General features: G+C 54.2%; 9 protein-coding genes. 8 read left to right on the forward strand and 1 reads right to left on the reverse strand.

The window, feature by feature from the left end:
- Positions 1-64 precede the first annotated feature (64 nt).
- The 6 genes from fkpB to HWQ15_RS11865 all read left to right on the forward strand — a co-directional run bounded on the left by fkpB (position 65) and on the right by HWQ15_RS11865 (position 7,755).
- Positions 65-514 (forward strand): FKBP-type peptidyl-prolyl cis-trans isomerase, encoded by a 450-nt coding sequence (gene fkpB / locus HWQ15_RS11840; protein ID WP_022647009.1) that lies wholly within the window; start codon positions 65-67, stop codon positions 512-514.
- 1 nt (position 515) lies between these two features.
- Positions 516-1,466, forward strand: a complete 951-nt coding sequence (ispH, locus tag HWQ15_RS11845) for a 4-hydroxy-3-methylbut-2-enyl diphosphate reductase (RefSeq protein WP_022647010.1) — start codon at positions 516-518, stop codon at positions 1,464-1,466.
- A 205-nt stretch (positions 1,467-1,671) separates the two neighbouring features.
- The gene (gene dapB, locus HWQ15_RS11850) at positions 1,672-2,493 is read left to right on the forward strand and encodes a 4-hydroxy-tetrahydrodipicolinate reductase (RefSeq protein ID WP_022647011.1); all 822 of its coding nucleotides are present in this window, start codon (positions 1,672-1,674) and stop codon (positions 2,491-2,493) included.
- A 454-nt stretch (positions 2,494-2,947) separates the two neighbouring features.
- Positions 2,948-4,096: a glutamine-hydrolyzing carbamoyl-phosphate synthase small subunit gene (carA, locus tag HWQ15_RS11855; protein WP_023299297.1), complete on the forward strand. Its 1,149-nt coding sequence runs from the start codon at positions 2,948-2,950 to the stop codon at positions 4,094-4,096.
- 18 nt (positions 4,097-4,114) lie between these two features.
- Complete coding sequence (gene carB / locus HWQ15_RS11860; protein WP_022647013.1) at positions 4,115-7,339, forward strand: carbamoyl-phosphate synthase large subunit; 3,225 nt, start codon at positions 4,115-4,117, stop codon at positions 7,337-7,339.
- A gap of 182 nt (positions 7,340-7,521) precedes the next feature.
- The gene (locus tag HWQ15_RS11865; protein ID WP_003856439.1) at positions 7,522-7,755 is read left to right on the forward strand and encodes a YgdI/YgdR family lipoprotein; all 234 of its coding nucleotides are present in this window, start codon (positions 7,522-7,524) and stop codon (positions 7,753-7,755) included.
- Positions 7,756-7,805: 50 nt separating this feature from the next.
- On the opposite strand, the gene HWQ15_RS11870 is transcribed toward HWQ15_RS11865, so the two are convergent.
- Entirely contained in the window at positions 7,806-10,835 is a 3,030-nt protein-coding gene (locus tag HWQ15_RS11870; protein ID WP_063148751.1) for an autotransporter outer membrane beta-barrel domain-containing protein, read from the reverse strand.
- Between the two features lie 375 nt (positions 10,836-11,210).
- Between HWQ15_RS11870 and kefF the strand changes: the two genes are divergently transcribed.
- On the forward strand, positions 11,211-11,741 hold the full coding sequence (kefF, locus tag HWQ15_RS11875; RefSeq protein WP_023305423.1) for a glutathione-regulated potassium-efflux system oxidoreductase KefF: 531 nt from the start codon (positions 11,211-11,213) through the stop codon (positions 11,739-11,741).
- Positions 11,734-13,599, forward strand: a complete 1,866-nt coding sequence (gene kefC, locus HWQ15_RS11880) for a glutathione-regulated potassium-efflux system protein KefC (protein WP_063148752.1) — start codon at positions 11,734-11,736, stop codon at positions 13,597-13,599. Before kefF ends, kefC begins: the two co-directional genes overlap by 8 nt.
- Positions 13,600-13,682: the final 83 nt, after the last annotated feature.

Genomic DNA, 13,682 nt, shown 5'->3' on the forward strand with positions numbered 1-13,682 from the left:
CCGTAGGCCCGGTAAGCGTAGCGCCACCGGGCAACAGGTGACCCAAAACAAGCGAGCAATTTGCATGTCTAAATCCGTACAGAGCAACAGCGCGGTTCTCGTTCATTTCACGCTGAAGCTGGATGACGGCTCCACGGCCGAGTCCACCCGCAACAATGGCAAACCGGCGCTGTTTCGTCTGGGCGACACCTCCCTGTCTGAAGGCCTCGAACAACAGCTTCTCGGGCTGAAAGAGGGTGAGAAAAAAGCGTTCTCACTGGAGCCGGATGCGGCATTCGGTGTGCCAAGCCCGGATCTGATTCAGTACTTCTCGCGCCGTGAGTTTATGGATGCGGGTGAACCGGAGATCGGGGCGATTATGCTCTTTACCGCTATGGACGGCAGCGAAATGCCTGGCGTGATCCGCGAAATCAACGGGGATTCCATCACCGTTGACTTCAACCATCCGCTTGCCGGGCGTACCGTTCATTTTGATGTAGAAGTGCTGGAGATCGATCCGGCGCTGGAGGACTGAAATGCAGATCCTGTTGGCTAACCCGCGCGGTTTTTGCGCTGGTGTAGACCGCGCTATCAGCATTGTTGAAAATGCGCTGGAGATTTACGGCGCGCCGATTTACGTGCGTCACGAAGTGGTGCACAACCGCTACGTGGTCGACAGCCTGCGCGAGCGCGGTGCGATTTTTATCGAGCAGATCAGCGAAGTGCCGGACGGCGCAATCCTCATCTTCTCCGCGCACGGCGTATCCCAGGCCGTACGTAACGAAGCCAAAAGCCGCGATCTGACCGTATTCGATGCCACCTGTCCGTTAGTGACCAAGGTGCATATGGAAGTGGCGCGTGCAAGCCGTCGTGGTGAAGAGTCGATTCTGATTGGCCATGCCGGTCACCCGGAAGTTGAAGGAACCATGGGTCAGTACAGCAACCCGGAAGGGGGCATGTATCTGGTTGAGTCGCCGGAAGACGTTTTTACGCTGAATGTGAAAAACGAAGCGCGTCTGTCGTTTATGACCCAGACGACGCTTTCCGTGGACGACACCTCAGACGTGATTGACGCCCTGCGCCAGCGCTTCCCAAAAATCGTCGGGCCGCGCAAAGATGATATCTGCTACGCAACCACCAACCGTCAGGAAGCCGTGCGCGCGCTGGCTGAACAGGCGGACGTGGTGCTGGTGGTCGGTTCAAAAAACTCCTCTAACTCTAACCGTCTGGCCGAACTGGCGCAGCGTATGGGGAAAGCGGCGTTTCTGATCGACGACGCAACGGACATTCAGGAAGCGTGGGTGAAAAACGCGGCCTGCGTCGGTGTTACCGCAGGTGCTTCAGCGCCGGATATTCTGGTGCAAAACGTCATTGCCCGCCTGCAAGAGCTGGGTGGTGGCGAAGCGGTGCCGCTGGAAGGCCGTGAAGAGAACATTGTCTTTGAAGTGCCGAAAGAGCTGCGAATCGACGCCCGCGAAGTGGAATAATTTCTTTTCTGATGAAAGGCCAGCACCTTCTGTGCTGGCCTTTTTTTTGCTTCGTATCTTATCGTGACGACAAAATCATGTCTTTTACTGATATCTGAGTCGGTTTCACGTTAAATTCTAATTATTGGTGTTTCTAGTTGGCAGCCTTAGCGAAGGCTGGTTAATCTGAAAACGGTTTACATCATTTTAACGTAAGAGAATAACTATGCATGATGCACAGATCCGTGTCGCCATTGCGGGCGCGGGTGGACGTATGGGTCGCCAGCTGATTCAGGCGGCACTACAGATGGATGGCGTGGCACTTGGCGCGGCGCTGGAGCGTGAAGGTTCATCCCTGCTGGGCTCCGATGCGGGCGAGCTGGCAGGCGCGGGCAAGACAGGCGTTACCGTGCAGAGCAACCTGGAGGCGGTGAAAGAAGACTTTGACGTGTTCATCGACTTTACCCGTCCGGAAGGCACTTTGACTCACCTGGCGTTTTGCCGCCAGCACGGTAAAGGGATGGTGATTGGCACCACCGGTTTCGATGATGCCGGTAAACAGGCCATTCAGGAAGCAGCCGCCGACATTGCAATTGTCTTCGCCGCGAACTTTAGCGTAGGCGTTAACGTTATGCTGAAACTGCTGGAAAAGGCAGCGAAGGTGATGGGCGACTATACCGACATTGAGATTATTGAAGCGCACCACCGCCATAAAGTCGATGCCCCATCTGGCACGGCGCTGGCGATGGGCGAAGCGATTGCTTATGCAATGGATAAAGATTTGAAAGACATCGCGGTCTATTCTCGCGAAGGTCACACTGGCGAGCGCGTGCCTGGCACCATTGGTTTTGCCACCGTTCGCGCGGGTGATATCGTCGGCGAACATACCGCTATGTTCGCCGATATTGGTGAAAGGGTCGAAATCACACATAAAGCATCCAGCCGCATGACGTTTGCAAACGGGGCGGTACGCTCCGCACTGTGGCTAAAAGGTAAGCCAAATGGTCTTTTTGATATGCGAGATGTGCTCGAACTCAACAATTTGTAAGCGTTATTACCCATCGTGATGTGGTTATTGCAGTCGTAACTGTTTGATTGCATAGGGCAATATTTTATTGCCCTTTTATTTTGTCTGTTTCAAAGGATTATTGCATTTAACTCATTTAAAGTAAGTGTTTTCATGCAATTTTATGTTGCTGTACTGTAAATTTTGACCATCTGGTCCACTTTTTATTCCCGCAAGACGATTGTTTCTTTTAAACTGCCTGCGCAAGCGGTTTCCACAGTGATTTAGTTGATCTTTTTGCCGCTTAATTTGAAATCAAGCCATCAGGCCTGCAAAAGAATAAACAAAATCCCCGTTTTAAGTTGACTTTTACATGGCAAATCCCCAGAATGCCGCCGTTTGCCAAAAATCCGCTGGCAACACATTTGCATTGATCCATGACATGGTTATGAATTAATATGCAAATAAAGTGAGTGAATATTCTCTGGAGGGTGTTTTGATTAAGTCAGCGCTATTGGTTCTGGAAGACGGAACCCAGTTTATCGGTCGGGCCATAGGGGCAACGGGTTCGGCGGTTGGGGAAGTCGTTTTCAATACTTCAATGACCGGTTATCAAGAAATCCTCACTGATCCTTCCTATTCTCGCCAAATCGTTACTCTTACTTATCCTCATATCGGCAATGTCGGCACCAATGCGGCTGACGAAGAATCCTCTCAGGTACATGCGCAAGGCCTGGTCATTCGCGACCTGCCGCTGATTGCCAGCAACTTCCGCAACACCGAAGACCTCTCTTCTTACCTGAAGCGCCATAACATTGTGGCGATTGCCGATATCGATACCCGTAAGCTGACGCGTCTGCTGCGCGAGAAGGGTGCACAAAATGGCTGCATCATCGCAGGGGACAACCTCGATGCGGCGCTGGCGCTGGAAAAAGCGAAAGCCTTCCCGGGCCTGAACGGGATGGACCTGGCGAAAGAAGTGACTACCACAGAAGCCTACAGCTGGACGCAGGGAAGCTGGACGCTGGAAGGCGACCTGCCGGAAGCGAAACCGGAAAGCGAGCTGCCGTTCCACGTGGTGGCCTACGATTTTGGTGCCAAGCGCAACATCCTGCGTATGCTGGTTGACCGTGGCTGCCGCCTGACGGTCGTCCCGGCACAAACGTCTGCGGAAGATGTTCTGAAGATGAACCCGGACGGCATCTTCCTCTCTAACGGTCCTGGCGACCCGGCGCCGTGCGACTACGCTATCGACGCCATTAAGTCCTTCCTTGAAACCGATATCCCGGTATTCGGCATCTGTCTCGGCCATCAGCTGCTGGCGCTGGCGAGCGGAGCGAACACCGTCAAGATGAAGTTCGGCCACCATGGTGGTAACCACCCGGTGAAAGATATCGACAACAACACGGTAATGATCACCGCGCAGAACCACGGCTTCGCTGTGGATGAAGCGACGATGCCAGCTAACCTGCGCGTGACGCATAAGTCACTGTTCGATGGAACCTTGCAGGGTATCCATCGCACCGATAAGCCTGCGTTCAGCTTCCAGGGCCACCCTGAAGCCAGCCCGGGCCCACACGATGCCGCGCCGCTGTTCGATCACTTCATCGAACTTATCGAGCAATACCGTAAGACTGCTAAATAATCAGGAGCTGAGAAGACCATGCCAAAACGTACAGACATAAAAAGCATCCTGATCCTTGGCGCTGGCCCGATCGTGATCGGCCAGGCCTGCGAATTTGACTACTCCGGCGCGCAGGCGTGTAAAGCCCTGCGCGAAGAGGGTTACCGCGTCATCCTGGTCAACTCTAACCCGGCCACCATCATGACCGACCCGGAAATGGCAGATGCGACCTACATCGAGCCAATTCACTGGGAAGTGGTACGCAAAATTATTGAGAAAGAGCGTCCGGACGCGGTGCTGCCAACCATGGGCGGCCAGACGGCGCTGAACTGTGCACTGGAGCTGGAGCGTCAGGGCGTGCTGGAAGAGTTCGGCGTGACCATGATTGGGGCAACCGCCGACGCGATTGATAAAGCAGAAGACCGTCGTCGCTTCGACGTAGCAATGAAAAAAATTGGCCTCGACACCGCGCGTTCCGGTATCGCACACAACATGGAAGAAGCGCTGGCCGTCGCGGCTGACGTGGGCTATCCGTGCATCATCCGTCCATCATTCACCATGGGCGGCACCGGCGGCGGTATCGCCTACAACCGCGAAGAGTTCGAAGAGATTTGCGAACGCGGTCTGGATCTCTCCCCAACCAAAGAGCTGCTGATTGATGAATCGCTGATTGGCTGGAAAGAGTACGAGATGGAAGTGGTGCGTGATAAAAACGACAACTGCATCATCGTCTGCTCCATCGAAAACTTCGACGCGATGGGGATCCACACCGGCGACTCCATCACCGTTGCGCCAGCTCAGACGCTGACCGACAAAGAGTACCAAATCATGCGTAACGCCTCGATGGCGGTACTGCGTGAAATCGGCGTGGAAACCGGCGGCTCGAACGTGCAGTTCTCGGTGAACCCGAAAACCGGCCGTCTGATTGTTATCGAAATGAACCCGCGCGTGTCCCGTTCCTCCGCGCTGGCCTCCAAAGCCACCGGCTTCCCGATTGCGAAAGTGGCGGCGAAACTGGCGGTGGGTTACACCCTTGACGAGCTGATGAACGACATCACCGGTGGCCGCACGCCAGCGTCCTTCGAACCGTCCATCGACTACGTTGTGACTAAAATTCCTCGCTTTAACTTCGAGAAATTCGCCGGCGCGAACGACCGTCTGACTACCCAGATGAAATCCGTTGGTGAAGTCATGGCGATTGGCCGCACGCAGCAGGAATCCCTGCAAAAAGCGCTGCGTGGCCTGGAAGTGGGCGCGACCGGCTTTGACCCGAAAGTCAGCCTGGACGACCCGGAAGCACTGACCAAAATCCGCCGCGAGCTGAAAGACGCGGGCGCAGAGCGTATCTGGTACATCGCCGATGCCTTCCGTGCGGGCCTCTCCGTCGACGGCGTATTTAACCTGACTAACATCGACCGCTGGTTCCTGGTGCAGATTGAAGAGCTGGTGCGTCTGGAAGAGAAAGTGGCAGAGCTGGGCATCAACGGCCTTGACGCAGACTTCCTGCGCATGCTGAAGCGTAAAGGCTTCGCCGATGCGCGTCTGGCTAAACTGGCGGGCGTACGTGAAGCGGAGATCCGCAAGCTGCGCGACCAGTATGACCTGCACCCGGTTTACAAGCGCGTGGATACCTGTGCGGCAGAGTTCTCGACCGATACCGCGTACATGTACTCCACCTATGAAGATGAGTGCGAGGCGAACCCGTCCGTCGACCGCGACAAGATTATGGTGCTGGGCGGCGGTCCAAACCGTATCGGCCAGGGCATTGAGTTCGACTACTGCTGCGTGCATGCCTCGCTGGCGCTGCGCGAAGACGGTTACGAGACCATCATGGTCAACTGTAACCCGGAAACCGTCTCGACCGACTACGACACTTCCGACCGCCTCTACTTCGAGCCGGTTACGCTGGAAGACGTGCTTGAAATCGTGCGCATCGAGAAGCCGAAAGGCGTGATCGTGCAGTATGGCGGCCAGACTCCGCTGAAGCTGGCGCGTGCGCTGGAAGCAGCAGGTGTGCCGGTCATCGGCACCAGCCCGGACGCTATTGACCGTGCGGAAGACCGCGAGCGTTTCCAGCAGGCAGTTGATCGTCTCAAGCTGAAACAGCCGGCGAACGCCACCGTGACCGCGATTGAAATGGCCGTTGAGAAAGCGAAAGAGATTGGTTACCCGCTGGTGGTGCGTCCATCCTACGTACTGGGCGGCCGTGCGATGGAAATCGTCTATGACGAAGCCGACCTGCGTCGCTACTTCCAGACGGCGGTGAGCGTCTCCAACGATGCGCCAGTGCTGCTCGACCGCTTCCTCGACGACGCGGTTGAAGTCGACGTTGACGCTATCTGCGACGGCGAAATGGTGCTGATTGGCGGCATTATGGAGCACATCGAGCAGGCTGGCGTGCACTCCGGTGACTCCGCATGTTCTCTTCCTGCGTACACCCTGAGCCAGGAGATACAGGATGTGATGCGTCAGCAGGTGCAGAAGTTGGCCTTCGAGCTACAGGTTCGCGGCCTGATGAACGTCCAGTTCGCAGTGAAAGACAACGAAGTTTATCTGATTGAAGTCAACCCGCGTGCGGCACGTACCGTACCGTTCGTCTCTAAAGCGACCGGTATTCCGCTGGCGAAAGTGGCGGCGCGCGTGATGGCTGGCCAGACGCTGACTCAGCAGGGCGTCACGAAAGAAATCATCCCGCCGTACTACTCGGTGAAAGAGGTGGTGCTGCCGTTCAACAAATTCCCGGGCGTTGACCCACTGTTAGGGCCAGAGATGCGCTCTACCGGGGAAGTGATGGGCGTGGGCCGCACCTTCGCAGAAGCGTTTGCCAAGGCACAGCTGGGCAGCAGCTCCACCATGAGAAAATCGGGCCGTGCGCTGCTCTCCGTTCGCGAAGGCGATAAAGAGCGCGTGGTTGACCTGGCCGCCAAGCTGCTTAAACAGGGCTTCGAGCTGGATGCAACCCACGGCACGGCAATTGTGCTGGGTGAAGCTGGGATCAACCCGCGTCTGGTGAACAAGGTGCATGAAGGTCGTCCGCACATTCAGGACCGTATCAAGAATGGTGAGTACACCTACATCATCAACACCACCGCAGGTCGCCAGGCGATTGAAGACTCCAAGCTGATTCGCCGCAGCGCGCTCCAGTATAAAGTGCATTACGACACCACCCTGAACGGCGGTTTCGCGACGGCCATGGCGCTGAATGCGGATGCCACCGAGAAGGTGATTTCGGTGCAGGAAATGCACGCTCAGATTAGCAAGTAATCTGCGTAGGCCCGGCAAGCGTTAGCGCCGCCGGGCAAGTGGCGGGTGGCGCTTCGCTTACCCGCCCTACGGTTTTCTTTACCCATCTTAAGAACCTTCTGGTTTTTCATCCGCTTTCAGTCAGTTAGCCTAAAATGGTTAGGTCGATAACGAAAATTCAACTGAGAGCAGGGGAAAACACCATGCAAAATAAACTACTGATCGCTTCCGTTCTGGCTGCCACTGCAATGTTCACCGTGGCGGGCTGTTCGTCAAATCAGGCCGTAAAAACCACCGATGGTAAAACTATCGTTACTGACGGGAAACCGCAGGTGGATGACGATACCGGTCTGGTATCGTACAAAAACGCCGAAACCGGTCAAACTGAACAGATTAACCGTGACCAGGTTAAATCAATGGGTGAGCTGGATAACTAAAAAAAAAGCAGTGGCACATGCCACTGCTTTTTTTGCGTCAGAATGATCGATTACCAGCGATGGTTTAACAAAATATGACCGCCGTAAGCGGCATAGCTGTTTTCACCCCACTCACCGCTGGCACGCAGGGAGATCGTTGTGGTTTCGTTCAGGTTGCCGGTTACGCCCAGCTCTAACTGACCACGATCTTCTGGCGTATCGTTGCTGACGGTTTCGTCGTTGAATGCCAGATCGTTTTGACCAGCACCTTTCAACCAGTTAACTGTGACGTATGGCTGCCAGGCCTTGACGTCCTTCTGCTGGAAGTAGCTTGCTTTAACGCCAAGACGACCAAAGACGCTGTCATTGTCCAGCGTGGTTACGCGTACGCCGTCGCGATCGGTGTGATTTTCCTGATCGAGATAGCTGTAGATCACCTGCGCCTGTGGCTCGATCTTCCATGTACGTTCATTTTCAGACTGGATAACCCACGCGTGGCCGACTTCAACAGACGCGGCGAAACCTTCGCTATCGTAATCTTCATCGTTACGATTGCTGGTGACTTTGTTGTTGTACCAGCTATAAGCGGCCCAGGTATCAACGTAGCTGCCCAGACGTAATTTCTGATCTTCCTGCCAGGTGGCGTACAGCCCAACATTGAAGCCATCAACTTTACCCTGTGCGTCACGCACGTTGTGCTTCGCATCAGAGTGGGTCTTCGCCTGGCCTGCACCGAACATACCACCGGCACGCAGGATGCCGTTATCCATTGGCTTGCTCATGAAATCGCTGCCGACTTGCAGAACGGTGGTGGTGGTGTCGTAGCTGACTTTATCGCCACCCGCATCGTTCTCATGATAGCGACCCTTAACGTACATCCAGGTGTTCAGATCGTCTTCATTGCGGAAAGTGAGCTGGTCGCGATCGTCGCGCTTATGCAGGAACATGCTCTGCGCGGCAAGGTAGTTACCTAAGTAAGCACCCACTTCAGGTGCCATAACTTCCGGGGCACTGTTACCGCCGTTATCGGTGTTGCCGCCGTTATCGGTGTTGCCGCCGTTGTCAGTGTTGCCGCCGTTATCGGTGTTGCCACCGTTGTCAGTGTTGCCACCGTTGTCAGTGTTGCCGCCGTTATCGGTGTTGCCGCCGTTGTCAGTGTTGCCGCCGTTGTCGGTGTTACCACCATCATCGGCGTTACCACCGTCATCTGTGTTACCACCGTCATCGGTGTTACCACCATTATCGGTGTTGCCACCGCCGTCGGTGTTACCGCCGTCATCATTATTGCCACCGTCATCGGTGTCGTCGGAAGGATCATCAGAAGGCGTCGCCTTTGATTCCAGATACCAGTTTCCGTCACTGTGCTGGTAGAGGTTATACTCCCAGGCGCCTGCGACGACCGGTTTTGCCAGCGTCAGCTGGGCTTCGGAACTGCCGCCAATGCTGACAATTTCCATACCGTTAATGGTTTGCGCGCCTGCGCCGCCAATGTTGGTAATGCTGACGCCGGACTGACCGAAGCTGCTGCCCGTAATGGTGAGGTGGTCAGTTGGTGAGTTATCTTCACCCAGAGTGCTGTTCATCACAATCTGGCTACCGTCAGAGCCGGTGTAGTCGCCATTAATCGTAAAATTATTGCCAACGCTATTATCAGCCGCACTCAGCAACAGCGTGCCGCCATTAGCCACGTTGCCGTTGATGGTATCAACACCGGAAGCGCTGAGCGTGGAATTACCCTGGACTGCATTCCATGCCGCCAGCGTACCGCCGCTAAGAATCGCGATATTGTTGTTCACTTCGCCTGCGGTGGCAAAGGTCGCGCCGTTTTCAACGGTAACGGTGGCGTTACTGCCCTTGACGCCGAGCGTTGCGCCGGTGGAGACCAGCGTGGTGCCACCGTGCAGAACCGTATTCCCTGTATAGCTATTTTTGCCTGTCAGGGTCAGCGTGTTGGAATCAACTTTTTCGACGTTACCGCTACCGGTCATGTCGGTGGCGAAAGTGAAATCGCTACCCTGATTAAAAATGACGGTACCATTGTTGGTGAGCCCACCGCTGAGCGTCGCAGTTTTTTCGCCATCGCCCAGTTGCAGCGAGGCGTCTTTGGCCACCCGCGTATTACCGGTATTCGATACCGCACCCGACAGGGTTAACGCGCCAGTCTCTATCAGCAAGGAGTCGCCAGAGCCAATAATGTCGAGATCGCCCGACAGTGCCCAGCTTTCACCCTCCATTTTTACGCTGGCAAAACCGTCGCCTTCATTCAGACCCACGAAGTTACTGTCTTCCGTACCGGTGCCGATCAACGTCAGGGTATTTCCTCTGGAATTTGTGGATATTACGTCACCGATGAGGTTGGAGCCAGTGTCGAGCAGTAGCGTGTTATTTTTATCGCTGGCAAACATAATAGCGTTTGTTTCACCACTAATCGTTCCGCTATTTTTGATATCTAATTTTGCTGTATCTTTTACATTGATTCCGTACTGGGTTCCCTGCACAGTGGCACTGTTAAAAATCTTAGTGTTGCCATCATTTGCCGTAATAGCATCACCGTTTGTACCGATAATTTCGCCACTGTTATTAATGCCAATGCCAACCTGAGTACTAAGACCTGTTTTTCCTTTTATCGTTCCGGTGCTGGTATTGGTAATATTTACTGCGGAGGAGTTTTCACTGACAAAAATGCCATTTTCCGAGCCAGTAATGTTTCCACTGTTATTAAAATCACCGAGTAGTGACTGAATATTCACCGCATTCGCGGTGGTGGAGGAAATGGTTGCGCCGATGTCGTTATTAATTACAATGCGCTGTACACCAGTATTTATATTCAGGCCATTTCCCGTGCCAGAAATATTCCCTTCGTTAGTGACATGGGTGAGAGTAAACCCAGAGACCGATACCGCCGCTTCACTACCAGCGGAGGAGATCGTCACGTTTTTATTAATAATATATTCAGCATCGGCTGAGAAATCTTGAGGAACAGAAGTTGATTGGTCAATCGTTGCAGAAAACGCAACCGCAGGGGTGCATATCAACAAGGCAGGAAATATCTTTCCAAGAGTTTTGGTTGTATGATTTAATCTAAAGAAATTGTTGCTCATGTACACATCCATTTGAGTGAGAAGGAACATTAGATAACGTGCGTAAAACGTATTTAGTCCGTCTTAAAGCGTGGGCTTAAAACAAAAAAAGCATAAAATTATTATTTTTTCAATAGGTTATGTACAGGTTGATTTATTAAATAATGACTTAAGTTTCGCTAAAAATATCTGTTGATAATATGAATGGCCATAACTATTTTGTAGGATGAATTTGTCTCGCGTATCGCTCTTCGTGTTTAGCGCCACTGTCGCTGGTAAGGTGGGATGGGTTGCCAATACTTGCGTTTTACTTTTAACCGTTAGATAGCCCCTTTAAGTCGGGGTGGTAACTGTCTACACTCAATGCTACAAGAAAAGTAAAAGACAGGCATATTCATGGTTCTGATAATTTATGCGCATCCCTATCCGCAACATTCGCATGCGAATAAACGGATGCTTGAGCAGGCAAGGACGCTCGAAAACGTTGAGATACGTTCCCTCTATCAACTCTATCCTGATTTCAGTATCGATGTCGCCGCCGAACAGGAGGCGCTCTCTCGTGCCGATCTGATCGTCTGGCAGCATCCGATGCAGTGGTACAGCACACCTCCGCTGCTGAAATTGTGGATCGACAAAGTCTTGTCGCACGGTTGGGCATACGGACATAACGGCAAAGCGCTTCAGGGAAAAAGCCTGATGTGGGCTGTAACCACCGGTGGGGGTGAAAGCCACTTTGAGATTGGCGCTTTCCCCGGATTTGACGTGCTGGCGCAGCCGCTCCAGGCTACCGCCCTTTACTGTGGCCTGAACTGGCTTCCGCCTTTTGCAATGCACTGTACCTTTGTCTGCGACGATGAAACCTTGCAGGCGCAGGCTCGTCACTACAAACAACGCTTACTCGAGTGGCAGGAGGGGCACAATGGATAGCCATACGATGATACAGGCGCTGATTTACCTCGGCGCGGCGGCATTAATTGTGCCCGTGGCGGTCCGTCTGGGGCTGGGCTCGGTGCTCGGCTATCTGATTGCCGGGTGTGTAATTGGCCCCTGGGGCTTTCGGCTGGTGACGGATGCCGAGTCAATCCTGCATTTTGCGGAAATCGGCGTGGTGCTGATGCTGTTTGTGATTGGCCTGGAATTGGATCCGCAGCGGCTGTGGAAACTGCGCGCCTCGGTGTTTGGCGGTGGCGCTTTGCAAATGCTGGCCTGCGGTCTGCTGTTGGGCGGGTTCTGCATTTTGCTGGGGATGGAGTGGAAAGTCGCAGAGCTGATCGGCATGACGCTGGCGCTCTCCTCGACGGCGATTGCCATGCAGGCAATGAACGAACGTAACCTGACGGTCTCGCAAATGGGGCGCAGCACCTTCTCCGTACTGCTGTTCCAGGATATTGCCGCCATCCCGCTGGTAGCGATGATCCCGCTGCTGGCAACCAGCGGCGCTTCAACGACGCTGGGGGCATTTGCCTTATCTGCGCTGAAGGTTGTCGGTGCGTTGGCGCTGGTAATTCTTCTGGGGCGCTACGTAACGCGTCCGTTGCTGCGCTTTGTGGCTCGCTCTGGCCTGCGCGAAGTATTCAGCGCCGTTGCGTTATTCCTGGTGTTTGGTTTTGGATTGCTGCTTGAAGAGGCTGGGCTGTCGATGGCGATGGGCGCTTTCCTCGCAGGGGTCTTACTGGCAAGCTCCGAATATCGTCACGCGCTGGAAAGCGATATCGAGCCGTTTAAAGGATTGCTGCTTGGGCTGTTTTTCATCGGCGTCGGGATGTCTATCGACTTCGGGACGCTGGTAACCCACCCGCTGCGCATTATCATTCTGCTGGTGGGTTTCCTGGTCATTAAAATGGCGATGCTGTGGCTGATTGCCCGACCGTTAAACGTGCCAAAACCGCAACGCCGCTGGTTTGCTGTGCTGCTGGGGCAGGGGAGTGAGTTTGCTTTCGTGGTCTTTGGCGCAGCGCAAATGGCAAATGTACTCGATCCGGAATGGGCAAAAGCGCTGACGCTGGCGGTCGCGCTGTCGATGGCCGCAACACCAATTCTGCTGGTGCTGCTGACGCGTCTGGAAAAAACGGGAAGCGAACAGGAGCGAGAAGCCGATGAGATCGACGAGGAGCAGCCGCGCGTGATCATCGCCGGATTTGGCCGCTTCGGGCAGATCGCAGGCCGTTTACTGCTCTCCAGCGGTGTGAAAATGGTTATCCTCGATCACGATCCTGACCATGTTGATACGCTGCGTAAATTCGATATGAAAGTGTTTTACGGTGATGCGACCCGGGCGGACCTGCTGGAATCCGCCGGAGCGGCGAAAGCCGAGGTGCTGATTAACGCCATCGACGATCCTGAGACCAGCATGCAGATGGTTGAGCTGGTTAAAGAGCATTTTCCGCATCTGACCATTATCTCACGTGCGCGCGATGTGGATCACTACATCCAGCTGCGTCAGGCGGGGGTGGCAGCCCCTGAACGTGAAACCTTCGAAGGGGCGCTCAAATCTGGCCGCATGGCGCTGGAAAGTCTGGGGCTTGGTGCGTATGAAGCGCGTGAACGTGCCGATCTGTTCCGCCGCTTTAACCATGATATGGTGGAAGAGATGGTGGCGATGGCGAGCAGTACGGCAACCGAACGCGCAGCGGTGTTTAAACGCACCAGCACCATGCTGACGGAAATCATCAACGAGGATCGTAATCACCTGTCGCTGGTTCAGCGCCACGGCTGGCAAGGGACGGAAGAGGGCAAGCATACCGGTGATCCTGCGGATGAACCGGAGAGTAAACCCTCTGCGTGAAGTGGAGTTGCCAGCAATATTAAAAAATTTCTAATTCTTTACCCTGCCGCCAGTCGACGAAAGATTAAGCTTTCCGTATAGTG

The organism is Enterobacter sp. DSM 30060 (assembly GCF_013375955.1).
GTDB lineage: Bacteria > Pseudomonadota > Gammaproteobacteria > Enterobacterales > Enterobacteriaceae > Enterobacter > Enterobacter intestinihominis.

Bases quoted from the DNA above. Each gene is read 5' to 3' on its own strand.
- ispH (WP_022647010.1), top strand. From the start codon at position 516: ATGCAGATCCTGTTGGCTAACCCGCGCGGTTTTTGCGCTGGTGTAGAC.
- HWQ15_RS11865 (WP_003856439.1), top strand. From the start codon at position 7,522: ATGCAAAATAAACTACTGATCGCTTCCGTTCTGGCTGCCACTGCAATG.
- carB (WP_022647013.1), top strand. From the start codon at position 4,115: ATGCCAAAACGTACAGACATAAAAAGCATCCTGATCCTTGGCGCTGGC.
- fkpB (WP_022647009.1), top strand. From the start codon at position 65: ATGTCTAAATCCGTACAGAGCAACAGCGCGGTTCTCGTTCATTTCACG.
- kefF (WP_023305423.1), top strand. From the start codon at position 11,211: ATGGTTCTGATAATTTATGCGCATCCCTATCCGCAACATTCGCATGCG.
- kefC (WP_063148752.1), top strand. From the start codon at position 11,734: ATGGATAGCCATACGATGATACAGGCGCTGATTTACCTCGGCGCGGCG.
- dapB (WP_022647011.1), top strand. From the start codon at position 1,672: ATGCATGATGCACAGATCCGTGTCGCCATTGCGGGCGCGGGTGGACGT.
- HWQ15_RS11870 (WP_063148751.1), bottom strand. From the start codon at position 10,835: ATGAGCAACAATTTCTTTAGATTAAATCATACAACCAAAACTCTTGGA.